This is a genomic window from Sphingobium sp. 22B, assembly GCF_001580035.1.
Classification (GTDB): Bacteria; Pseudomonadota; Alphaproteobacteria; order Sphingomonadales; family Sphingomonadaceae; genus Sphingobium; species Sphingobium fuliginis.
In genome coordinates, this window is the sequence record NZ_LTAB01000015.1 from 70,893 (window position 1) to 94,235 (window position 23,343).

General features: G+C 60.6%; 19 protein-coding genes and 4 pseudogenes. 8 read left to right on the forward strand and 15 right to left on the reverse strand.

Annotation, left to right across the window (positions count from 1 at the left end):
- Positions 1-13: 13 nt before the first annotated feature.
- Positions 14-865 carry an IclR family transcriptional regulator gene (locus tag A0J57_RS14555; protein ID WP_061939692.1) on the reverse strand — a complete coding sequence of 284 codons (852 nt, stop codon included), beginning with the start codon at positions 863-865 and terminating at the stop codon, positions 14-16.
- Positions 866-1,057: 192 nt separating this feature from the next.
- Between A0J57_RS14555 and A0J57_RS14560 the strand changes: the two genes are divergently transcribed.
- The 3 genes from A0J57_RS14560 (at position 1,058) to A0J57_RS14570 (ending at position 4,390) form a co-directional block, all read left to right on the forward strand.
- On the forward strand, positions 1,058-1,987 hold the full coding sequence (locus A0J57_RS14560) for a fatty acid desaturase (RefSeq protein WP_061939694.1): 930 nt from the start codon (positions 1,058-1,060) through the stop codon (positions 1,985-1,987).
- A gap of 62 nt (positions 1,988-2,049) precedes the next feature.
- Positions 2,050-3,369 carry an LLM class flavin-dependent oxidoreductase gene (locus A0J57_RS14565; RefSeq protein WP_061939696.1) on the forward strand — a complete coding sequence of 440 codons (1,320 nt, stop codon included), beginning with the start codon at positions 2,050-2,052 and terminating at the stop codon, positions 3,367-3,369.
- Positions 3,370-3,373: 4 nt separating this feature from the next.
- Positions 3,374-4,390, forward strand: a complete 1,017-nt coding sequence (locus tag A0J57_RS14570; RefSeq protein WP_235600876.1) for a 2-dehydropantoate 2-reductase — start codon at positions 3,374-3,376, stop codon at positions 4,388-4,390.
- Positions 4,391-4,429: 39 nt separating this feature from the next.
- Here A0J57_RS14570 and A0J57_RS14575 read toward each other — a convergent pair whose 3' ends face one another.
- The 10 genes from A0J57_RS14575 to A0J57_RS14620 form a co-directional block, all read right to left on the reverse strand.
- Positions 4,430-5,512: an IS5 family transposase gene (locus tag A0J57_RS14575; RefSeq protein WP_061939698.1), complete on the reverse strand. Its 1,083-nt coding sequence runs from the start codon at positions 5,510-5,512 to the stop codon at positions 4,430-4,432.
- A gap of 83 nt (positions 5,513-5,595) precedes the next feature.
- The gene (locus A0J57_RS14580; protein WP_061939700.1) at positions 5,596-6,006 is read right to left on the reverse strand and encodes a BphX family protein; all 411 of its coding nucleotides are present in this window, start codon (positions 6,004-6,006) and stop codon (positions 5,596-5,598) included.
- A 10-nt stretch (positions 6,007-6,016) separates the two neighbouring features.
- Positions 6,017-6,301 carry a DUF1330 domain-containing protein gene (locus tag A0J57_RS14585; RefSeq protein WP_008828092.1) on the reverse strand — a complete coding sequence of 95 codons (285 nt, stop codon included), beginning with the start codon at positions 6,299-6,301 and terminating at the stop codon, positions 6,017-6,019.
- Between the two features lie 44 nt (positions 6,302-6,345).
- Complete coding sequence (locus tag A0J57_RS14590; protein ID WP_061939702.1) at positions 6,346-7,413, reverse strand: tartrate dehydrogenase; 1,068 nt, start codon at positions 7,411-7,413, stop codon at positions 6,346-6,348.
- A gap of 13 nt (positions 7,414-7,426) precedes the next feature.
- Complete coding sequence (locus tag A0J57_RS14595) at positions 7,427-8,440, reverse strand: ketopantoate reductase family protein (protein WP_024018975.1); 1,014 nt, start codon at positions 8,438-8,440, stop codon at positions 7,427-7,429.
- Positions 8,441-8,465: 25 nt separating this feature from the next.
- Positions 8,466-9,428 carry a dihydrodipicolinate synthase family protein gene (locus tag A0J57_RS14600; RefSeq protein WP_008827669.1) on the reverse strand — a complete coding sequence of 321 codons (963 nt, stop codon included), beginning with the start codon at positions 9,426-9,428 and terminating at the stop codon, positions 8,466-8,468.
- Between the two features lie 52 nt (positions 9,429-9,480).
- Positions 9,481-12,147 (reverse strand): pyruvate, phosphate dikinase, encoded by a 2,667-nt coding sequence (gene ppdK / locus A0J57_RS14605; protein ID WP_008827668.1) that lies wholly within the window; start codon positions 12,145-12,147, stop codon positions 9,481-9,483.
- 72 nt (positions 12,148-12,219) lie between these two features.
- Positions 12,220-13,317, reverse strand: a complete 1,098-nt coding sequence (locus A0J57_RS14610) for an NAD(P)-dependent alcohol dehydrogenase (RefSeq protein ID WP_024018976.1) — start codon at positions 13,315-13,317, stop codon at positions 12,220-12,222.
- Positions 13,318-13,359: 42 nt separating this feature from the next.
- Positions 13,360-13,884 carry an aromatic-ring-hydroxylating dioxygenase subunit beta gene (locus A0J57_RS14615; protein ID WP_008827666.1) on the reverse strand — a complete coding sequence of 175 codons (525 nt, stop codon included), beginning with the start codon at positions 13,882-13,884 and terminating at the stop codon, positions 13,360-13,362.
- Positions 13,885-13,909: 25 nt separating this feature from the next.
- Positions 13,910-15,289, reverse strand: coding sequence for an aromatic ring-hydroxylating dioxygenase subunit alpha (locus tag A0J57_RS14620; protein WP_061939704.1), 1,380 nt, complete (start codon positions 15,287-15,289; stop codon positions 13,910-13,912).
- Between the two features lie 137 nt (positions 15,290-15,426).
- Here A0J57_RS14620 and A0J57_RS14625 point away from each other — a divergent pair, with 137 nt between their 5' ends.
- Positions 15,427-16,356 (forward strand): DMT family transporter, encoded by a 930-nt coding sequence (locus A0J57_RS14625; protein WP_024018977.1) that lies wholly within the window; start codon positions 15,427-15,429, stop codon positions 16,354-16,356.
- On the opposite strand, the pseudogene A0J57_RS25360 reads toward A0J57_RS14625, so the two are convergent.
- Positions 16,333-16,668, reverse strand: a pseudogene (locus A0J57_RS25360) (transposase); the annotation flags it as partial. The gene A0J57_RS14625 and the pseudogene A0J57_RS25360 overlap by 24 nt on opposite strands.
- 799 nt (positions 16,669-17,467) lie before the next feature.
- Between A0J57_RS25360 and A0J57_RS14635 the strand changes: the two are divergent.
- The 4 genes from A0J57_RS14635 to istB all read left to right on the forward strand — a co-directional run bounded on the left by A0J57_RS14635 (position 17,468) and on the right by istB (position 22,229).
- The gene (locus A0J57_RS14635; RefSeq protein WP_024018979.1) at positions 17,468-18,304 is read left to right on the forward strand and encodes an IS5 family transposase; all 837 of its coding nucleotides are present in this window, start codon (positions 17,468-17,470) and stop codon (positions 18,302-18,304) included.
- Between the two features lie 517 nt (positions 18,305-18,821).
- Complete coding sequence (locus tag A0J57_RS14640) at positions 18,822-19,391, forward strand: DUF4142 domain-containing protein (protein ID WP_031308889.1); 570 nt, start codon at positions 18,822-18,824, stop codon at positions 19,389-19,391.
- Between the two features lie 565 nt (positions 19,392-19,956).
- On the forward strand, positions 19,957-21,420 hold the full coding sequence (istA, locus tag A0J57_RS14645; protein WP_162833671.1) for an IS21 family transposase: 1,464 nt from the start codon (positions 19,957-19,959) through the stop codon (positions 21,418-21,420).
- A complete protein-coding gene (istB, locus tag A0J57_RS14650) occupies positions 21,420-22,229 on the forward strand; it encodes an IS21-like element helper ATPase IstB (RefSeq protein WP_024018982.1) in 810 nt (269 codons plus the stop codon). Before istA ends, istB begins: the two co-directional genes overlap by 1 nt.
- Positions 22,230-22,489: 260 nt before the next feature.
- Here istB and A0J57_RS26025 read toward each other — a convergent pair.
- The 3 pseudogenes from A0J57_RS26025 to tnpB all read right to left on the reverse strand — a co-directional run.
- Positions 22,490-22,642 (reverse strand): annotated as a pseudogene (locus A0J57_RS26025) (IS701 family transposase); the annotation flags it as partial.
- A 43-nt stretch (positions 22,643-22,685) separates the two neighbouring features.
- Positions 22,686-22,904: pseudogene (locus tag A0J57_RS25370) on the reverse strand (transposase domain-containing protein); the annotation flags it as partial.
- Between the two features lie 181 nt (positions 22,905-23,085).
- Positions 23,086-23,277 (reverse strand): annotated as a pseudogene (gene tnpB, locus A0J57_RS26915) (IS66 family insertion sequence element accessory protein TnpB); the annotation flags it as partial.
- Between the last annotated feature and the right edge of the window lie 66 nt (positions 23,278-23,343).

The following is a 23,343-nucleotide window of genomic DNA, read 5'->3' on the forward strand; positions in this document are numbered from 1 at the left end:
AAAGCCGCAGGAGCTATCCTTGCCAGCCGATCGCACGACTCGCTGCTATGGCCGCCGAAAGGATCTTTTCGATCTTCGTCTTCGAATAAAAATGCTTGTCCTGAACTCGCGAGAGAACGCTCATCGTCGCAACAAGCCTGTTCGCGGAATCAAACACAGGTACACTCAAGGCAGAGAGACCAGGCACAACCGTACCCTGTGTGGTCGCGTATCCCAGCTCGCGCGCTTGGACTATCTGCCTTTCCAGTTCGTCGTCGGAAACCACCAGCCCGCTGGCGCGCTCTTGCTCGATGACGGGCTGGGTCAAAGTTCGTGAACAATGGGTCAAATACAGGATGCCAGTCGACGAAGCCTGCAATGGCAAAACAGAGCCGACGTGCAAACTGGTAAACAGGGGCAGACCGCCATCGATCCAGCGAATCACCGATGGCCCGTAATTACCCCAGACCGCCAGCAACCCTGTCGTTTGCAGTTCTTCCAGCACGCTCGCCAGATTATCGCCAGCGATCCGTACCGGCTCCACCCGCGCCAGCGCGGCCATGCCAATACGAACTGAAAACTCACCTAGTGCATAGCGGCCATTCTGGACATTCTGCTCGACAACGCCTGTGTTGACAAAAGCCAGCAGGTAACGGTGTGCCTGGCTGCGTGACAGACCCGATTTCTCGGCAACTTCACGCAGATGTGCGCCATCCCTTGGGCAATCCATCAAGGCCCTGAGGACGCGAACACCAATTTCCACGGACTGGATAGCCTTGCGTGGCGAATCAGTCGCGCTCCAATCTTCGGCGGGCAAGCGCTCGGTAGCCTGATGTTCGATTTCATCACCTTTACCTGCAAGCTGGTTAGCCTTGCGTGCATTCATCGGTATTCCCATTACCAGCATTCCCCGGCCCGAAGTCCCCTTGCACGACGGGAAAAGAGTTGCATATTGTCCAACGAATAGTGTAGGCGGCAAAATTGTGCAAGAGCATGACCTGAGTCAATTACGACAAAGAGGCCAAGCGTCAACCCAACTAGGCGCTTCTAAACCAGTGAGAGGAAAGGAACCCGGGTAATGGCTGCAATCGCGTTTCCCAGATCGTCCGAAGAGCATTTCGAACAGCTGCGAAAGGCGCCCGTTCTCGCCCTGCCGACGGCTCTCCTGTTTGTCATTTCCATGGCAGGGATCGCAACGACCTGGTATCTGGCGCTGAACTCGATGCTTCCGCTTTGGGTCGGTGCGATCTCAAACGGCCTCGTGACATATCTGCTCTTCAGCGTGATCCACGACGCCTCGCACAAGTCGTTGTCTAGCGTTGGCTGGATCAACGAATCGATCGGCGCGATCGGCTTGTTCTTCCTCTTTCCCTATGCCCCGATGGTCCTGCTCCGCTGGGTCCACAACAAGCACCACACGCATACCAATGGACCCAAAGACCCCGACCGGTTCGAGCATGAATCGCCCTGGTGGCAGGTTCCATTCCGCTGGACCTTCTTCGATGGTGCCTACATCTGGTATTTCGTCAAATATGGTCAGAACGTGCGCAAGAAACATGGCACCGAACTGCTTGTCTTCTATTCGCTCCTCGCGCTGCTGTTCGTTGCGGCAATTTACTTCGGCTTCGGCTGGGAACTGTTCATGCTGTGGTTCGTGCCGTCGCGGATCACGCTGTTCATCATCGCCATCGTCTTCGTCATCCTGCCACATCATCCCGCGATCATCGCGCAAGACGAAGACCCTTACATGGCGACAACCATGCGGTTCGGCTGGGAATGGTTGCTCAACCCGCTACTGGTTTATCAGAACTACCACCTGATCCACCACCTCTGGCCGGAAATCCCGTTCTACCGGATGCACAAGGCCTATTACCTCAAGTACGATGAAATCAACGCCAACCGCATCCCGCGCCAGAAAGCCTTCGCCCTGAAGCCCGAGAACTATGACGACCACTTTGCGGTTCGCCGGGAACTCGACCAGGCGCAAGGCAAGGCCATGCCTGCCTAACGAAATAACGGCCGGACCGTTCGGTATGGTCCGGCCGTACCTCCAGATCGGGGAACGCACTGATGGCCAAGCAACTTCACCTTGGCGCGTTCATGCGCCCGGTCAGCATCCACACCGGAGCCTGGCGGTATCCAGGTGCCTTACCCGACGCGAACTTCAGCCTGGCAGCGATCCAGCGCTTCATCCGCAGCCTTGAAGCTGCCAAGTTCGATTATTTCTTCATGGCTGATCACCTCGGCGTGCTCAACCTGCCACGCCAGGCGCTGATGCGCAGCCACACTGTGACCTCGTTCGAGCCATTCACGTTGCTTTCCGCACTGGCCGGGGTGACTGAGCGAATCGGCCTCGTCGCAACGGCCTCGACCACTTACGACGAGCCGTTCCATGTCGCGCGCCGCTTTGCCTCTCTCGATCACATCAGCGGCGGGCGGACCGGCTGGAACGTGGTGACCACTTCGAATCCGGACAGCAGCCGCAACTTCGGCCTGGAGACCCAGCCAGATCACGCCGCGCGCTATCACCGCGCCCGCGAGTTTCATGACGTTGTGACCGGCCTGTGGGACAGTTTCGCCGACGATGCCTTCGTTATGGACGCAGCAAAGGGCATCTATTTCGACCCCGCCCGGATGCATGCGCTGAACCACAAGGGCGAGCATTTCTCGGTCAGCGGGCCGCTTAACATCGCCCGTCCGGTTCAGGGCTGGCCGGTCATCTTCCAGGCCGGTGCCTCGGACCCGGGCCGCCAGCTGGCTGCCGAAACCGCCGAAGCCGTATTTGCTGCGGAATCGACGCTGGAAGGCAGCAAAGCCTATTACGACGACGTCAAAGGGCGGGCGGCGACGGTAGGACGCAATCCCGATCACATCAAGATCATGCCGGCCGTATTCCTGGTTGTTGGAGACACCGTCGAGGAAGCCCGCGCAAAGCGCGCGAAACTGGACAGCCTGGTCCACTACGACAGCGGCATCCATTCACTGTCCGGCATGCTGGGTCACGACGTATCGGGCTTCGATCCCGACGGCCCCCTGCCCGACATCCCCGAATCCAACGCCAGTAAAAGTTCGCGGCGGTTCATGATCGAATTGGCCAGAGCTGAGAACCTGACGATCCGCCAGCTCGCTGCGAAGGCGGGCAGCTATGGCGGTTTGGCCTTTGTCGGCACCGCCAAGACCATCGCCGACGAGATGCAGCATTGGCTTGAGCAAGCCGCTTGCGACGGTTTTACCACCATGTTCCCTTACCTGCCCGAAGGCCTGGAAGACTTTACCGGCAAGGTTGTACCCGAACTGCAGGCACGCGGCCTGTTCCGCACCGAATACGAAGGCGAAACGCTGCGCGACCATCTTGGCCTGCCGCGCCCGGACAACCGCTTCTTCGCCTGATGCGGTGAGCCGGTTTGTCATCATCGGCGCCGGGGCAATCGGCAGTTTCCTGAGCACGCGGTTGCACAACGCCGGGCATGAAGTTCTGCTGATCGCCCGAGGAGCGCGGCTCGAGGCCTTGCGAAACACGGGCGTGCTGCTGTCCGAAGGCGGGGCCGAGCGGCAAGTGCGTGTGCCGGTGTCCGCAGCATGCGATCCCGCAACGCCGCCGGATCATGCCATCCTGGCAACCAAAACGTTTCAGATCGAATCCGCGCTTGCCCTGCTCGAACCACTGCGCGGAAGCCGCTTCACGCTGCTGACGGTGCAGAATGGGGTCGAAGCACCCGGCATCGCCCAGGCCGCCCTGCCCCGCGCTGTCGTGCTTGGCGCACGCATGCACGGCTTCTTCGAGCTGGAAGACGGGATCGTGCGCCACACCGGCGTCCCCGCCACGCTGCTGGCCGGCCCGGTCGCCGATCGCGCAACCGACCCGGCTCCCGGACAGGCCTCGGCAATCCTTGCGGGCGACCTTATTGCCGCTGGGGTCCCCACCACTCTGACAGGCGACATGCGCCCAGCGTTGTGGGACAAGTTCCTGATGGCCGCGACGATCGGCGCGGTGGCCCCGGCGTTCGGCCTGAAGGTCGGTCAGGTGCTAGGCCATCCCCAGGCCAGCTCGCTTTTGCGCGAGGCCATGGCCGAGGTCGAACGGATCGCAGCGGCGTTGGGCATCGAATTGCCGCCCGATTGCATATACGAGAAGCTGGACTTCATCGGCCGCTTTCCACCCGACGTCACCAGTTCGCTGCAGCGCGATCTCGAAGCGGGCAGACCGTCGGAATTCGTCCACCTCAGTGGGGCCATACCCCGCTTCGCGCGACAGGCCGACCTGCCCGGCCACAGACGAAATCCTCGCGCGGCTGCGCGCCCGCGGGCTTCAACCTGGACACCTCGAAAAACCGTCGGATTTGGGCGTGATGGCTGCTGTATGGACCGCAGAGGCATGGCAGGGCTGGCGTGGCTGCGCATTCTGGGGTGATTTTCATGTCGCCGGTGCCGTTGGGTAGCGGCTTTCGCATCAGGCGGGCGCAGTTCGCCCCTCGATCCAGGCTAGGCGCTGGAAGTTATAGGCCAGATTAGCCATACCGATCTTGATAGTGGCGCGGGCGATGCCGATGGTGCGCACGACGAGCCCCATCCGGTGCTTTTGCCCGGCGAATACATGCTCGACCTGGGCGCGGATCTTGGAACGCCGGGTATTGGCCTTGGCGATCCGCTCGGGCAACGGTCTCCGCGGCTTGCGCCTTTGGTGAATGTGGCTGGTAAACATGCCACTCGCCAGGAACGCCTCGTTCTTCTTGGATCGATAGGCGGTATCAGCCCAGACGCTGGAAGCCGTGTTGTCTTTGCTGATGAGAACCGGCAGCCTTGCGCCGTCATGGGCATTGGCGGCGCTGGCATCCCAAGTGCGGATCAGCCCATGGGTTTTATCGATGCCGATGTGATTTTTGTATCCGAACATCGGGATGGCCAGATCAACCGGCTTAGCCGCCTTCGGATCGGCGCCCTCCCTGACCTTTGCCTTGCTGTACTTGATCGACCAGCGTGCATCGCGATCTTTCTGCCGCGCCTTGGCCGGCTTCCAGTCCGCCGGCACGCGTCCCTCCTTGATTGCTGCTTTCTCCGCTTCGGTATTGCGTTGTTTGGGTGCTGGCACGACAGTGGCGTCGATGATCTGCCCGCCCATGGCGAGATAGCCCCGGTCCTTGAGCGCGGCATCAAAGCGCGCGAATAGCCGGTCGATCGCTCTGGCCTGCACGAGGCGCTCCCGGAACAGCCAGACCGTCGTGGCATCGGGCACGGTGCCGTCGAGCCCAAGCCCCAGGAAGCGTAGGAACGACAGGCGGTCCTTGATCTGGAACTCGGTTGCCTCGTCTGACAGCGAGTAGAGTGCCTGCAGCACCAGGATCTTGAACATCAACACCGGGTCGAACGGCGGGCGCCCGCCTTTGCTCCGAACACTGCGGCGCAAGGCCGCCACCAATGGTCCACGGAAAATCTCGAAATCCACAACAGCCGACAATCGCTCCAGCGGATCACCCGCCGCGCTCAGCGCCTCGTACCTGTCCGAAAGATCGAAGAAACCCGGCTGCCCTATCATCACCGCCTCCGCCGCATCGTCGGCCTAGTGAATCAAATCGGGCACTCAAAAGCTAGAGTTTTTCGAGGTGTCCACCTGATTGATCAGACGATATCCCGCTCCATCGCGCGCCTGGCAAACCATGCACCCGCCATGATCACAGCATGCGCGGCCAAGGTCGTCAAGCCGACCCACAAGGCTTCTCCGCTCCAAACGACGCTATAGATGTCCCAGGCGGAGCCGACGAGTTCGGTCAGCACGATCACCGGAACCAGCGCCCAGTAGCGCAACGGATCGCGCGCGCCCCACAACGCCACAAGGCCGATTGCCGCCAGTTGGATGCCAACGATCAACCAGGCATCAAGCAGCAGGCCGAAAGACGGCGTCCCCTGCCCCAGCGCAATACCGGGGTAGATCAGCCGCAGGGCCCCCGCATAGACCGACGGCCAGAGCAGCACGAGATTGCAGAGATACCAGATCCCCACGGCGATCAGGTAAGTGCGCAGAACCTTCATGGCGGCCTCCTCAGGCGATCGCGAAGATATCCGATGTGGCGCAGGCGATGCGCGCATCCTTGTGCGGCGCATAGTCTGGATCGTTCATGAAGGCGTCGATCGCCTCCATCGAAGGAAACCGGATCACCACGACATAGTCAGGTGCGGCTCCCTCGCCCTCATAACGGACGAACTCGTGCGAACGGCAGACCATTTCCCCGCCGTGGCGTCCGACCAGCGCCGGAACTGCGGCCATATAGCCTGCCACCCAGGTTTCGTCGTGCGATTTGATCGATCCGATGAAATAGGCAGCCATTACTCCGTTTCCTTTGGTCAGCGCTGGGACCGCCAGCTTTCCCGCTAGAGCCCCAGCAAGGTGTTGCGAACAGCTTGCGCAAATCCCGCGGTTGTCCCGTTTCCGCCAAGATCGGGGGTCCTCGCAATATCGGGCGCAATGAGCGCCGTTTCGAGTGCGCGCATCACCAGCGCGGCGGGCTCGGCTTCGCCGAGATGTTCCAGCATCATTGCACCCGACCAAATCTGGCCGATCGGATTGGCGATGCCCTGCCCGGCGATGTCCGGGGCAGACCCGTGGACCGGCTCGAACATCGAAGGGAACCGCCGTTCGGGGTTGAGGTTAGCAGAAGGAGCCACAGCGATGGTGCCAGTGATTCCCGGCCCCAGATCGGAAAGGATATCACCAAAAAGGTTCGACCCAACCACCACATTGAACCGTTCGGGCGACATCACAAAGCGTGCGGCGAGAATATCGACATGATACTGATCGGCGGCAACATCGGGGTATTCGGCGCCGATCACGGCAAAGCGCTCGTCCCAGAACGGCATCGAATGATAGAGTCCATTGGACTTCGTCGCGCTGGTCACATGCCTGCGCCCGCTCCGCCGAGCGAAGTCGAAGGCATATCGCAAGATGCGGTCGGTGCCCCGGCGGGTGAAGATCGCCTGCTGGACGACGATTTCGTTCTCGCCAGTTCCGGTCCGACCGCCGATCTGGGAATATTCGCCTTCCGAGTTTTCGCGCACCACCCAGAAATCGATGTCGCCGCGAGCCTTGTCGCGCAGGGGCGAAGCGATGCCGGGCAGCAGCCGCACCGGACGCAGATTGACGTACTGCTCGAACTCGCGCCGGATTGGCAACAGCAGCCCCCACAGCGAGATATGATCGGGTACCCCGGGAAAGCCGACCGCGCCGAGGAACACCGCATCATAATCGCGCAACCGGTCTAGCCCATCATCGGGCATCATCTTGCCGGTTTTGAGGTAGGTCTGGCAGCTCCAGTCGAAGTGCCGGAATTCGAGCACGAAACCGCACTTGGCCGCTGCCGCCGTCAGCACCGCGATTGCGGCAGGCACCACTTCGCGGCCAATTCCATCTCCCGGAATGCTGGCGATGGAATAACGCCTCATGGTCAATCTTTCCCTACAGATAGCTGTTCAAAGTCTTGAGCACCCGATAAGCGCTGAGAAAGGCTGGCGCAGGAACCTGCAGTTGCTCCGCTGCCGCCGCGAGCGGCCCCAGGACCTCGTCAACTTCCATCCGCCGGCCCGCCACGAGATCGTCATGCATCGAGGTGCGGACGGGACGGTTTTCCGGCTTGAATCTGGTGCCCATCGCCATGACACCGTACACTGCCTCTTCAAAGCTTTCACGGTCAATCTCGACCAATCTGGATACAGGCGCGAAATAGTTCTGCGGTTCGTAGCCAAGTGCCTTGTAGATCGCCAGCAGATCCTTGACGACGTGGACATAGTGTTCGGCGCCTTCGCGAACCGCCACACCATCCACAAAATCGAGCTTTGGAAGCGCGCCCAGCGTACTGGCGCTCCACGACGATGCTCCACCGACCTGAACCACTTTTTCCCAATGGACATGGACGATATCGGGAGTTGAGCGCGAACCCATGCCCGCAGCGTCGAGCGCTACGGCCATGATCCGCGTGCGCTCGCTCTCCCCGCCTTCCAGCTCGCCGAAATAGGCGGTGACGGGAACCGCCATGTGATTGAGCGCCTTGCCCGGTTCGAGCAGGGTCGCCCCGTCCATGATCGAGCCGCCGATCACCTTGTCCTTGCCAAACGCGGCCTGGAGTTTGCCTTCCTTGCCCACGCCGTTCTGCAAAGTCAGCGCGCAAGCGGTGCGATCGACCAACACCTGCGCATCGGCCAGCGCCTGATCGGTACCCTTGGCCTTGGTCAGCAGGATGTAATAGTCGATGTCGCCTTCAACCTCCTCGGGCGTTTCGACCGCGAAGAGGTTTTCGCGCTGGACGAATTGCGCCCGCACACCCGAAATACTCAGGCCATCCCGGCGGATCGCCTCGACATGGGGCTTGCGCGCAATCAGCGTGACCTTGTGGCCGCCGCGCGCCAGGAATCCGCCGATGACCGAGCCTAGCCCGCCGGCACCGTGGAAACAGAAATGCAATTGCTTGGACATGCTTTGGGATTCCCGTTGGTTCGGCTCAGGCAATGCCCAGTTCGACCAGCTTGGCCCTGATCTGCTCTTTCTTTTCCGGCGTCACATCAGCCACCGGCGGCAGGATCGGGCCAGCCTTGAGGCCAATCGCTTCGTACCAGGCCTTCACATTGGCAAGTGCGCTGGCATAGGTCGCGGTGCGGGCGATATCCCACAGGAAGTTGTCGTGATAGAATTCGCGGACTTCGCTGAGCTGATCGGAAGCGGCCCGCGCTTCCTCCCATTTTCCTTCATGCGCCAGGCGGATGTATTCCTTGGCGAAATGGCGCTTCTTGCCGTACAGCATGTAAGACAATTCACCCCAGCAAACGGTGCCGCCAAGACGCAGATCGTCGAGGAAGAAGTATTCGAATGGCTCCATCGTGTTGAAGCCTTCGGGCATTAGCTGGCGGATTTTGATTGTCTCGGCACGGCTCATGGCACCTTGTTTGACGCCGATCACGGTATCGATATCGGCCAGGCGGCGCATCAGGTCCCAGCTCAGCACGGTTCCCGAAACCGGGGTCCGGTAGAGGCAGACGGCCAGATCGGTGTTGTCGGTCAGGAACTTGAACCAGGCATAGATTTCGTCGTCGCGCTTGAGCTGCACAACCGGGTTGATCACCTCAGCCCCGTTATACCCGAGCTTCTCGACGAACTGCATCTTCTCGATCGCGGTATAGACGCTGGGATCGAGCACGATGGTCCACAGATCGAGCCGCCCGGCATTCGCCTCGGCGACGATCTCGTGATAGCGAAACCAGTCTGACGCTGAGACGTTCCAACATTCGGAGATGAACCCGCCGACGGCCAAGCCATCTACGCCCATTTCGACATATTTATCGATGTTGTAGCGGATACCGTCCACATCGAACTTGTAATCGGCGGTCATCGGGGTAATCGGACACTGATAGAAGCCCCTGACGGTCTTCGTAGCCCAAGCCTTGGCGTCCTTACGATCATATTCCATTGATGTGCACCTCATCTCGATTTGGTTCAGAATTTCAGCTTGCATCTGCCGTTCATGAAGGCGCCAGCGCCGCCTGGGCCGCAGCCAGTCGGGCAATCGGCACCCGGAAAGGCGATGCGCTGACATAGTCCAACCCGATCTCCTCACAGAAAGCGATCGTGGCCGGATCGCCGCCGTGCTCGCCGCAGATCCCCAGTTTAAGGTCGGGCCGAGTTTCGCGCCCTTTGCGCGATGCCATTTCGATCAGCTTGCCGACCCCTTCGATATCGAGAGTGACGAACGGGTCCTTGGCGATAATGCCTTTTTCCACATAAGCACCCAGGAAACGCGCCGCATCGTCGCGGCTGATGCCCAGCGTAGTCTGGGTCAGATCATTGGTTCCGAACGAGAAGAATTCCCCGCTTGCAGCGATTTCGTCGGCAACCAGGGCTGCCCGCGGCAGCTCGATCATGGTGCCAACGCTAAAGGCGATCCGCTCGCCTTTTTCGGCGAACACGACTTCAGCTACCCTGTACAGGGTATCCTTCAGTGATTCGAGTTCACGCGGCAATCCGACCAGCGGGATCATGATTTCGGGACAGACCGCCATGCCCGCCTCGCCCGCGACTTCGAGCGCAGCCTCGAAAATCGCGCGAGCCTGGATTTCGTATATTTCGGGATAGACCACGCCAAGTCGGCAGCCTCGATGCCCCAGCATGGGGTTGGTTTCCGCCAATTCGATTGCGCGATTCCGAACCTGCTCCACGTCAATACCCATCGCCCGCGAAAGCTCGGTGAACTCGCTATCCGTATGCGGCAGAAACTCGTGCAGCGGCGGATCGAGGAGGCGGATGGTGACTGGCAAGCCTTCCATGATCTCGAAGATTCGTCGGAAGTCGGCGCGCTGTTCGGGCAAAAGCTGGTCGAGCGCGGAGCGTCGTTCCTTTTCGCTGTCGGCCAGGATCATCTGCCGCATAGCGAGGATCCGACTTTCATCGAAGAACATGTGCTCGGTTCGGCAAAGCCCGACCCCTTCGGCCCCGAACCGGCGGGCCATTTCGCAATCGAGCGGGGTTTCCGCGTTGGTCCGAACCTTCAGGCGGCGATGCTTGTCAGCCCATGCCATCACCGTTGCGAAATCGCCCGAAAGTTTGGGCTGGATTGTCGGTAGTTCGCCCAGGAACACTTCGCCGGTCGAACCGTCGATCGTAATGAATGCGCCCTCTTCGAGCCGCTGGCCGCCGATCTCGGCGACCCGCGCGACCGGGTCGATCTTGAGACTGGCGGTGCCCGCCACGCATGGCCGGCCCATACCCCGCGCGACCACGGCCGCGTGGCTGGTCATGCCGCCGCGCGCCGTCAGAATGCCGGTTGCGACGTGCATGCCATGGATGTCGTCAGGCGACGTCTCATGCCTGACGAGGATGACCTTCTCTCCAAATTCGGCCCACCGTTCCGCTGTTTCCGCATCGAATACCACACCCCCCGAGGCTGCCCCGGGCGAGGCAGGCAAACCCTTTCCGAGCAGCACCCGCGGCGCATTCGGATCGAGCGAGGGGTGAAGCAACTGGTCGAGCGAGGCCGGGTCGAGGCGGAGCAGCGCGGTCACTTCGTCGACCAGGCTCTCTTCGACCATGTCGACGGCAATCTTGAGCGCGGCCATGGCAGTGCGCTTGCCCGAACGGGTCTGAAGGAGGTAGAGCCTGCCGCGTTCGACTGTGAATTCGATGTCCTGCATGTCGCGATAGTGGCGCTCCAGCAGTTCGAACACCTCAGCAAGTTGAGCATAGGCCTTCGGCATCGCTTCCTGCATTGAGGGAAGCCGCGCACCTGCGGCTTCGCGGGCAGCCCTGGTCAGATACTGGGGCGTGCGGATGCCGGCGACAACATCCTCACCCTGGGCGTTGGCCAGCCATTCGCCGTAGTAGGCCTTCTCGCCGGTTGCAGGGTTGCGGGTAAAGGCGACACCGGTAGCGCTGGTCTCGCCAAGATTTCCGAACACCATGGCCTGGACGTTAACCGCCGTGCCCCAATCTCCGGGGATATCGTTCAGGCGCCGGTAGACCTTGGCTCGCGGTGAGTCCCATGAGAGGAACACCGCCTCGATTGCCGTCCAGAGTTGTTCATGTACATCCTGAGGAAAGGCCGCGCCGTGATGGGCAAGCACGAGATCCTTGAAGGTCGCGATCAGGCCGCGCAGATCGTCCACTCGAAGATCGATATCCTCATCGACGCCGCGATCTTCCTTGATGCGGTCAAGGGCTGCCTCGAATACGCCATGCTCGATTTCGAGCACGACACTGGAATACATCTGGATGAAGCGGCGATAACTGTCGAGCGCGAACCGCTCATCCCCGGAGGACTGGCCCAGGCCGGTGACGGTCGCATCATTGATGCCAAGGTTGAGGATCGTGTCCATCATCCCCGGCATGGATACCCGCGCTCCCGAACGCACCGAGACCAGCAGGGGATCGCGAGGATTGCCGAACGTCTTGCCCGTCGCCCGTTCGACCAGCCCCAAAGCAGCCGAAACCTCATCGCGGATGCGATCAAGTGAAGCTCTGCCGTGGTCAAGATAAGCGAGGCATTCGCCGGCGGAGATCGTGAATCCAGGCGGGACGGGCAGCCCGATCCGCGCCATCTCGGCGAGGTTGGCCCCCTTCCCGCCCAGGACGCGCTTGTCGAGGTCAATCTGACCTGCGACCAGAACGCCGGAACCGAAGGGAAACACACTCGACATTGTTAAATTCCTGAGGTTCAGGTGCAGGTCCAAGGCGGCGCAATTCGATTGGTGCGCCGCCCCAGAAGCGATCTACATTTTGAGAATGGCCTTGATCGCCTTGCCGGTCTTTTCGGTATCCTCGACGGCCTGGTTGATCTGGTCGAGATCATAGAAGGTGCAGAGCTTCTCGAACGGGAACAGCCCGGCCTTCTGCATCGCAATCAGTTGCGGGATGAAGACCTGCGGGGTGCTCGATCCTTCGACTACGCCACGCAACTTGCGGCCAAACAGCATGTTGTTCATGTCTAGCGAAAATTCGGTGCCCAGCTGCGCCCCGCCGACCACTGCGGTTTCACCCATGTTGTGCGTGCTGTCCACCGCCGAGCGCAGCACCGCTGGAATGGCGGTAGTATCCATGGCATAGTCGGCGCCGCCACCGGTCATCGCGACGATCGCTTCCTGAGCGTTGACCGTGTTGGCGTCGATCACATCGGTGGCGCCCAGTTCACGCGCCAGTTCCAAGCGGCCTGCGTTGCGGTCAACCGCGATGATCTTGAGGCAGCCCGAGGCCTTGGCGGCCATCACTGCGCTGAGGCCCACCGACCCGGCCCCGAAGATCGCGATCGAGGAGCCAGGTTCGGGACAAAGCGCATTGAGGATGCTGCCCGCCCCGGTCTGGATGCCGCAGCCCAGTGGGCCCAAAAGTTCGATCTGTGCGTCGTCGGCAACCTTGACGCAGTTGTTTTCCGACGCGATCGAATAGGTCGCGAACGAGGATTGCCCGAAGAAGCAGGCGTTGACCTCTTGGCCGTGGCGGGTAATCGGCGTCGAACCATCCAGGCGGCGGCCCATGAAATTGAGCGGGAACAGGCTCGGACAGTAGGCCTGATGCCCCTTGAGGCACGATGGACAGGTGCCGCAATAGCTGAAGGAGAGCACGACCTTGTCGCCTGGCTTGACAGTGGTCACGCCGCGTCCGACCTTTTCGACAACGCCCGAACCTTCATGGCCCAGCACCGCCGGCAGCGGCGTCGGGTAATATTGATCGCGAACCGTCAGGTCGGTATGACACATGCCAGCTGCAGCAACCTTGACCAGCACTTCGCCGTCGCGCGGATCCTCGATTGAGACGTTATCCAGAACGAATTCACCACCCTGACGCTCAATAATTGCCGCGTATGCGTCCATTATTTCTCTCCCGTTTCCTGATTTCTATTTGATCGAATTTGCTTATGCGAAGAAATAGAGATTCTTGTCCTGCACGACGCGCGCGTCGATATTCAGCTTCCTGCTGAATACCTTGAAGCCGCTGTCTGTTTTCCGCAGCTTGTCTTCGCGTCCCAGCGTGTGCACGTAAACTTCGCTCTGTCGGCGATTGCGGTGCACCAGAACATTGGAGAACACCTCGAATTCAAACGGTGCAATTTCGAATGCTTCGACATTGGTAACGAAATAGCGGATTCGTGATGGCGGATCTTCCATCCATACCTGGCCCGTCAGCAACCGGTCGACCCGCTGCTGCAGCTCGGCATAGTCATCGTTGTAGATTGCGGCATCCCCCGGGGTTGGATCCGGGCGGCGGTCACGTGCAAACCGCTGTTCGTAAACTGGCATCCAGTAATGGATATCTTCGGCGATTACAGTATCGAACCATTGGCGATATTGCTGGTTTTGCAACATCCGCACCTCGGCGGAATAGTGACTGACGATGGCATGATGCAGTTCCATGCCTACGGGCTTGCGTGTTTCGGTCATCTTGCGGTCCAGATTGCTGTCGGGATCAGTCTTGCGGCTCGGCTTGCTTCGCCGACAGACGTTCAGGCCAGAAATTACGGTTGGTCCACATTGCATCCCAGGTATCGTCATTGGCCCGGATGGCGGCCCAATCTGGCGCATCGAGAATTTCTTGCCAGAAACGATAAAAGCCTCGATACGAGGTTTCGCCGATGAAGCTGACCCCGACAATTCCTGGATAGACGGGGTGCGGCCCTTCGCGGTCCTTGCCCATGCTCGAATTCATCCGCCCCTTTCGGGTGATGATACCGTTGTTGTTGTAGGTGGCCGACGACATGTTTTCGCCATCGTCGCTTTCGAGCGTTCCCGCCGTACCAAATGAACGGATCGCTTCGCGCTGGATCGACCGCTTAGTTTCGGTGTCGGCATTCTTCGGCACCATGGTATAGGTCCAGACCTCGATTTCATGCGGCCCGCGCGGATGCCAGATCTTGAAGGTGTTGGTTCCGTAGAGGAACGAACAGTTGGGGAAGATCGACGTATTCCAGTGACCGACATAGAGCCGTTCGCGCTCCGGCCCGAATTTTTCGCGAATTCCGCCCCGCGTCTGCTCGAGATATTTGACGTACCCGTCGCGCTTGACGTGGATCGCAGTCGCCGCATTATCGATCAGGCCAAACCCGTGGCCATGCCGCATGGTGAATTGCAGACCAAGGTCGTCAAACGGCATGTCGGCGCGATTGCCCGACAGGCCAGCCAGCTCGCCCCCGATCATCTGGAGAGCGGCGGCATGCGTCCAGCCCACGTGATACCCATCGCCGACGAAGTTCTCGGTCGGGACTTTCCAATTGCAGGCGAGGGTGCTTTTCAACGGCGGCCCGACCAGTTCCAGACCACCGTCCGGACCGTCCCAGATCGTATCGAGGTACCAGCAGAAGTCCCCCAGATAGTCCTCAAGCGATGGCGCTTCGGGATCATGGCAGCCGAAGATGAAGCCCTTGTAAGTTTCGACCCGGATCGGCGCGAGCCCTAGCTTGGATTTGTCGAGATCGCTGTGATAGCACCGCTCTTCCATCGGAACATCGACGAGCGAACCATCCTGACCGAAAACCCAACCATGATAATTGCACACGAACGCCTTGGCGCTGCCGCTGTCAGCATGACAGATCTGGTTGCCGCGGTGCGTGCAGGAATTGATGAACGCCTTCAGCGAACCGTCCGGCTGCCGCGACAAGATGACACGGTCTTCTGCCATGTACGTCGTAATGAAGTCGCCCGGTTTGGGAACTAGCGAATCATGCCCGAGCATGAGCCAGCATCGCGAGAATATTCGCTCCAGCTCCAGCTGATAGACATCTTGATCCCAGAACACCCGGCGAGACTGGCTCGCACCGGCGTTATCGACGAGTCCCGACGATCCATTCATCGCATCGCTCCCATGCTTTTTGTTACGAGTGCCGCATAGTCGATTCGTGCTATACATGCAACGCGATGCACCATATGCAAAACCTACCGTTGGCGCAAGGACGATTCTCAAGGGGCGTTTGTGGGGAGAATGTTAGGTTGCAAGATGCCGATAGCAACACGTCCAGCATCCTTGGTCTTGGGTCCAGGCTCTGGCAATCACCAGCCCTATTGCTGTGTCTGGCCTCGTTCTTTTGGGCCCTGAATCCGATCGTCGGGCGGGCGGCCAAGGACTTGCTCTCACCTGTGACTCTGGCGTTCTGGCGGTGGGTGGTGGCGCTGGTCTTCGTGCTCCCTTTCGCTTGGCGGCACCTCCGCGACGACCTGCCCGCCATTGTTGGCGGCTGGCGGTTCCTTGGGCTCCTCGGGGCTGTAGGGGTGGGGCTGTTTTCTTTTCTCGTCTATCAAAGCCTGCAGTTCACCACCGCGACCAACAATCTTCTGTTGCAATCGACCATGCCGGTGATGACCCTGCTCATGCCAGTTGTGCTGTTTCGGGAGAGGGTGCGCCCGATCCTCCTCGTTTGCGCACTCCTTTCGATCACCGGAATCGCGTGGATCATGACCAAGGGGCATCCCGACTATCTGCGCTGGGATGCGCTGAACCGAGGCGATCTGCTCGCCATCATTGCGGTTTTTCTCTATTCCGCCTATGCCACCTTCCTGCGCCGCGCACCGGCGATGCACCACCTCAGTTTGCTGGCTGTCCTGTTCGGGGTCGGGATCGCGGCTTTGAGTGTGCCCTATGCCTGGCACCTCTGGTGGGCTGGCCTGACCGTGGCTTCACCTGCTGCGCTCGCATCGCTGCTCTATATCGGGATATTTCCTTCGCTGCTGTCCTACGCGCTGTTCAATCGCGCGGTCGCCTTGGTCGGCTCGGGCCGCGCGGGGGTCTACATGAACCTGCCATCGGTGCTCGGGGTCCTGATGGCCGTACCTCTGCTTGGAGAACGGTTCGCAAAATACCACCTAATCGGTTCGCTGTTGGTGGTTGCATCAATCCTCTTATCGCGTCGGGTCAAGACATAAGGTCAATGAGGCCCTGGCTGCTGCGGCGTATAGCAGAGCAGTCGCGGAATTTATGGTTCGCTCAAAGTCCTTGGCGAGGCGTCGGTTTCGATTGCTCCATGCGAAGTTCCGCTCGACGACCCATCGCCTTGGATGGACGACGAAGCCGGTCTGATCGGCGAATTTCCGGACGATTTCGACGGTCATGGCGGTAGCGTTGCGGACGCGATCGCTGTTGTAGGCGCTGTCGGCGAAGATATGTTCAACGCAAGGGTGGCGCTGGCGCGATTGCTTGAGCAGCGGCACAGCGCCATCGCGATCCTGCACCTCAGCGCTATGGACCAGCAAGGCGAGTGTCCGGCCAGGGCTTGCGGCCAGACAGCGCGCCCATTCGCCTCGTCCAGCGCGTGGCTGGAATTAGGCCGAGATTTGATGAACCGGACGATCTCCTTGGGACTAAAACTGAAGGCGTTGGCACGTCGCTTCCAAGCCGCGCCTTCATGGCGGCGTCGGCGGCGTTGAAGTCATTACAGAGAAGTACACGCGCGAACCGCGCGATGAGCGGACGCGTCGCGGAGCAGGCGCGTCTATTACCCTGGCGTATCCGGCGAGCTGATCGAGGAGCTTCACCACGCCCGCGGCTCCCGTCTCAGCGGGATCGCTCGACGCTTCGCCGGTGACGACTACTGCTACCGAGCGGGCTGCCGGTTTGGCGGACACCGAGATAGGTTCAACCAGGCTACGCCAGCTTCCCGTTCGAAATCTATGGGGCTGAGATAGCCAAGGGTCGAGTGCCGCCGGGTCCCCGCCTTGCGCCTGCTCAGGCGATTGGCGACGGGGCCATGAAGACCGCGCGCGATCGGGGCGAGAGCGCGCGAATGGTAGGAACGATTGGGGAGGCGTCGCGCCAGCTCGTCGCAGATCTGATCAAGACGGGGGATCGATGGACAATGAAATCGGCTGCGTGCCTCCGGCGCCGGAGGCACGCGATAAGAACCGCCGCCGCTAATTGCATCGAGAGGACCGCAATTGGCTATGCTGATATCAAAGCATATTTCAGAGCCCGATCCGAAAGTTGTTGAGCAATACCAGCATGTTGTGATTCACGCCTCTTTGCGACAAGAAGGAGTGGATGGTGGCATGGACTGGTATTGCCCGGCGTGAGCATAGTCGGGAAGGTTTGCGATATCCATCGGATATGACGGACACGGAGTGGGTGCTGGCAGCACCTTTCGTTCCACCGGCGAGGCGAGGTGGCCGACGCCGGACTACCGACATGCGCGAGGTTCTGAACGCGATGCTGTACATCGCGGCAAGCGGGTGGGCGTGGCGGCTTCTGCCGAAGTGCTTTCCTCCGGTATCGACGGTGCGGCGCTATTTCTATGCCTGGCGCGATGCCGGTCTGTTCGACGCGATCAACACGGTGCTGGTCATGAACCTGCGGGAAATCGAAGGGCGTGAAGCTTCGCCCAGCGCCGGAGTGATCGACAGCCAATCGGTCAAGACCACCGAAAGTGGCGGAATCTCGGGCTATGACGCGGGCAAAAAGGTGAAAGGCCGGAAGCGACATATCCTGACGGACACCTGCGGCTTCCTCATCTTCATCCTCGTACATGCCGCCGATATTCAGGACCGAGATGGGGCCGTCGATGTGCTGGCAGCCATTCGCAAACGGTTTCCCTGGCTGCGACACATCTTTGCCGATGGCGGTTACGCAGGCGATAAGCTACGATCCGCCTTGGTTGGCATGGGCAAATGGACGATCGAAATCATCAAGCGATCGGACAAGGCGAAAGGCTTTCAGGTGCTGCCCCGCAGATGGGTGGTCGAACGGACTTTTGCCTGGCTCGGGCGCTGTCGTCGGCTCGCAAAAGACTGGGAGCGATCCATAGCCTCGTCCACCGCTTGGGCCCTCGTCGCCTCAATCCGCATGCTCACGCGCAGAACCGCAAGGCTTTGTCAGAATTGAGAAACTTCCGAATCCGGCTCTTAATCCCGACGCTCACCGTGGTACCGCTGCCTTGGATGTCAAATCCTCACAGTGCAAGGTTCGCGCGGCAATTAGTCTGTCGCGAGTTCGATTGTCGCTGTCTACCCGCCCCATACCAGCAGGTAAACGCCTTGACCTGACGCACTCAACTGGCCCGGTCGGACATCAGTGATATGCGCGCGAACAACTAAATTACCTACCCGCTTATTATCGACCGCACGAGCGATCTTTGAGAGAAGCTTGTCATGGTCGAGGATAGTCAGCGATAACGGGTATGGCGAAAAGAATGCGACCATGTCCGAGCTGGGTGCGCGTCATGTCGCTGAGCTGCTGGCGCTGCGGATCAGGCGGCCGATCGCCGACAAAGGTCTGCCCCCCGCCGTCACGCGCCGGGCCGATTTACCCAGATTAGACCCAAAAAGGGAACCGTTCCGTTTCCTTATCGTTTGAGCCGTTGATCTTGGTCAATGTCTAACAAAACCAACGGATGATTTCGATGAAGATTGCGATATTTGCCGCGCTGCTTACCCTGGCGCCAGTTCCGGTGTTGGCTCAGGCTGTTTCGCCGGCGACTTCGGGAACGATGACCAGCGCCGACATCGGCGTCTCGCCGATCGCAAGCCAGAGTGGACCCAACTACGTGCTCGCCGCGGCCGACGCCAATCTTTACCAGATCAAGGCGTCGCAGCTCGCCGCGACGCGCGCGCAGCGTGATGACGTCAAGGCCTATGCGAAGCGCGTTCTGGCAGAGACGCAAAGTAGCCACAAAGCGCTGCTGGCGGCGTTGAAGAACGATCAGCGCACGATCAAGGCGCCGTCCTCGACCCTTTCCGCCGACCGCGCTGCCCTCCTCAAGCTGCTCCAGAAGGCGCCGAAGAGCGCTTTCGACAACCTCTATCTCACCCAGTCGGCGCAGGTTCAGCAGGATACCTGGGCGGTGCATAAGGGTTACGCACAGGACGGAACCGACCCGGCGCTGCAGCAGGTCGCCGGTACCGCGGTCCCGGTGCTGGAGAACGAGCTCGCCACCGGCAAGTCGCTGACCCCCACCGGGCTTGCAGGATAGGTGATACCCGCCGGGCCAGGTCGACGCAGCCCCCCAGACCTGGTCCGGCACCTGTTTACTGCCATTGATGCTGCGGTTGTAGCCGGCGGCATTGCTCGCCTGATCCGGCCAGCAGAGATGCTCCATCACTGTCAGCAGCCGTAACGGCCGATACGTTTGCTGCCCCAGTAAGCATTCGCCAGGTTGGGCCTGAGATCTTCGAAAAGCGCTTGCGCGAGAGCACGTCCCTCTTCGGTGAGCGAGGAGAGCTTCTGCCGACGATTGCGCTCCCCGACACGCCCGCAAGGTCACCATCGCTGATGGTGTGGCTGCGCGGCGACATTTACGATGGCCGGTTCAGCGGCAACTATGATGGCCGGTAGGATCGGTTGTCTGGCCTGATCGCAGGGAGGGGCGGAGCCCCGACCGGAGAGCAGGCCAGACAACCGATGGCGATCTTTTCTCCCCTGGGCGGGAGTGCGGATCGGGCTGCGGCGAGCGGTGGTATCGGAACACTCATCGAACATTGAAGCGATGGGTTGCGATGCCGGGCCACCACCTTTCCGATCAGCAGGTATTTCTTTTCATGGTTGAACGTCGCCATCACACCCAGTCCGTTGCGGCCGCCAAGGCCGGTATTAGCGAGCGTAGCGCACGCCGGATCGAGAACGATCCGCGCTTGCCTTCCCAGAAGAAGCAGGGACGCCATTGGCGCACCCGCGCCGATCCTCTTGAGCCTTTCTGGCCCCGTATCGAGGAGTTGCTCAAGATCGACGGCATTCTCGCCGTCACCATCTTCGAGACGCTACAGGACGAGTTTGGCGAAGAGGCCGTTCCCGACAGGATCAGGCGCACGCTCGAACGTCGGATTGCCCGCTGGCGGGCGCTGCATGGCGAGGAGAAGGAGATATTCTTCCCGCAGCGCCACGAGAGCGGGCGGCAGGGCCTATCGGATTTCACGGTCTGCGACGACCTGAAGGTCACCATCACCGGCGAGCCTTTCGCCCACCGGCTCTATCATTTCCGCCTGGCCTGCAGTGGCTGGGAGCATGCCGCTGTCGTACTGGGGGGCGAGAGCTTTGCCGCCCTGTCCGAGCATCTGCAGGATGCGCTGTGGAAGCTGGGCGGCGTCCCGGTCGAGCACCGCAGCGATTCCCTGTCCGCTGCCTACAAGAACCTCGACGCCGATGCGCAGCGGGATTTCACCCGCAGCTACGACGACCTTTGCCGTCATTACGGCATGATCGCGACCCGCAACAACCGCGGCGAGGCCCACGAGAACGGCTCGATCGAAGGCCCTCATGGCCATCTCAAGCGACGCCTCGACCAAGCCCTGCGTCGCCGGGGCAGCCGGGACTTCGACAGCCTCGGCGCCTGGCGCGATTTTGTAGAAGCCGAAGTCGCCAAGCAGAACCGCCGCAAGGCCAGGCTCGTCGACGAGGAACGCCGCCTGCTGGGACGCCTGCCAGCACACCGCACCACAGACTTTGCCATGATCGCGGTTGATGTCAGCCGTAACGGCACCGTTCCTATCGACAGGGTCATCTATTCGGTCCCCTCCCGCCTGGTCGGTCGTCGGCTGCACGCCCATCTCTTCGATGACCGCATCGATCTATTCCTCGGCCCCGACAAGGTGATGACCACCCCACGGGTCCGTATGCCGCATCCCCAAAGAGGCCACCAGATCGATTTTCGCCACATGATCGCCAACCTGAGGCGCAAGCCCGGGGCATTGCGGAACCTGGTATACCGCGACGCCCTGTTCCCCGCCCACGCCTACAGGCGGGCATGGCAAGCCTTCGACGACCAGCTTGATGCCCACCAAGCCTGCCGTGACACCGTCGCCCTGCTCGATATCGCGGCAAGAGGAGATTGTGTCGACGCGCTGGCTCTGCGCATCGACGCGGCACTCGATGCTGGTCGTCTCCCCGATGTCACCGCGCTCAGGCAGGAGTTTCTTCCGACCCTTCGAGCCAGGCACGAGGTGACGATCCCACCACCGGATCCGCGCGGATATAACAGCCTGCTTACCAGCATGGAGTTGCGCTGATGACCCGGACCAAGGATCAAGCCGCAGCCGTGCTGCCCACCATGCTCAAGGCCCTGCGCCTGCCCAGCATCAACCGCAACTGGAAGCGGCTTACCGATACCGCCGATCGGGATGGATGGCCTGCTGTTCAACTGCTCGCCTCGCTTCTCGAGATCGAGATGGCCGAACGCACCACGCGGCGTATCCAGCGGCATCGGGACCAGTCCGGCCTGTCAGCAGGCAAGACCTTCGCCACCTTCGATTTCGACGCTGCCCCTGGTGTGCGCAAACCCCATCTGCTCTCGCTCGCAACAGGCGATGGTTGGATCGACAATGGGGGCAACCTGTTGTTCTTCGGACAGTCGGGCACCGGCAAGACGCACGCCATCTCGGCGATCAGCCATACGCTTATCGATACTGGGCGCCGGGTCCTGTTCTGCTCCACCACCGATATGGTCCAGAAACTTCAGGCTGCGCGCCGCGATCTCAGTCTGCCCTCCATGCTCGACAAACTCGACAAGTACGACCTCATCGTGCTCGACGATCTGTCCTATGTCCGCAAGGATCAGGTCGAGACCAGCGCCCTGTTCGAGCTCATCGCCCATCGCTACGAGCGCCATTCGATCGCGATCACCGCCAACCAGCCATTTTCCGCTTGGGACAACGTTTTTCCAGATCCCGCCATGAGTGTCGCCGCCATCGACCGCCTCGTTCACCACTCAACCATCATCGAGATGAACGGCGAGAGCTACCGAAAACGCTCCGCCATCAGTCGCATCGAACCAGCCAATAATCACCCAACCGGCCCGGCATCGGACCGGCCATCGTAATTGTCGCCAACCTCGCGTCCAGGGAGCATTCCGCATAAGGCATTGCGACACCAGGTAATTGTCGCCACCGTCAATTACTCCCGCAATGCCACAGCTGCCTTCACCACCGGCGCCAGCGACAATTACCAACATCCGGTTGCCCAAGGCCCGTTGCCACTACAAGGCTCGCGTGATACCCAAATCCCACCACTCGGTGCGGCCGCTTACCGGCCATCATAATTGACGCCAACCGGCCTCCGTAAATGTCGCCCTACAGTGTGGCGGATCAGCAGGCCGCGGGTCCAAAGACCCGATTTGGTCTCATCATATTCGTCGGCGTCGAGATCGGCGAGTTCGCAATAGGCCCAGTCATGAAGCCGTGCGCCTTTGGTGCCTTCGCCCGCGGAGAGGCGCTGCCATGCATCGGGAGCAGGAGTATGGGCGATCTCCTTGTGAGCGTGGCGAGAAGACCGCGGCTCAGGCGGCGTTGGCGATCTGCTGCTGATCTGGCCGCCAGTTACATGGGATGAGTTCATCCCAGCGGGCAGCGGGCCAGTTGCCTGCGATCCTGGCGATGACATCCGCGATATAGGCTTGCGGATCGAGGCCATTGAGCTTGGCGGTCTCGATGACGGAGTAGATGGCGGCAGCGCGATCACCGCCTGCCTTTGAACCGGCGAATAACCAGTTTTTACGGTTATGGAAATGTATGCATAACCGTAAGAATGCCCTTTTCGCCGGCTCCGATGAGGGCGGCGACAACTGGGCGGTGATCGCTACGCTCATCGAATGCTGTAAGCTCAACGCCATCAATCCGCCTGGGGTTACGCCAGTCGATAGCCTCCAACATGCAGGCCATCTGCGAAGGGGAGATGGCAATCACCCCGTCCACGGCCGAAGGCCAGATGTACTTCCCGCGCTCGAGACGCTTGGCATAAAGCGACATGCCGACACCATCATGCCAGATGATCTTGCAGAGGTCGCCGCGGCGTCCCCTGAAAATGTAGAGATCCCCGGCGAAGGGATCACATCCGAAGCTCTGCTGCACCTGCAGGGCCAGGCTGCGCATGCCGCGCCGCTTATGTGCTGCAGCACATAAGCGGCGTTATGCGGCGCGTGGGATTATGTGGAGTCC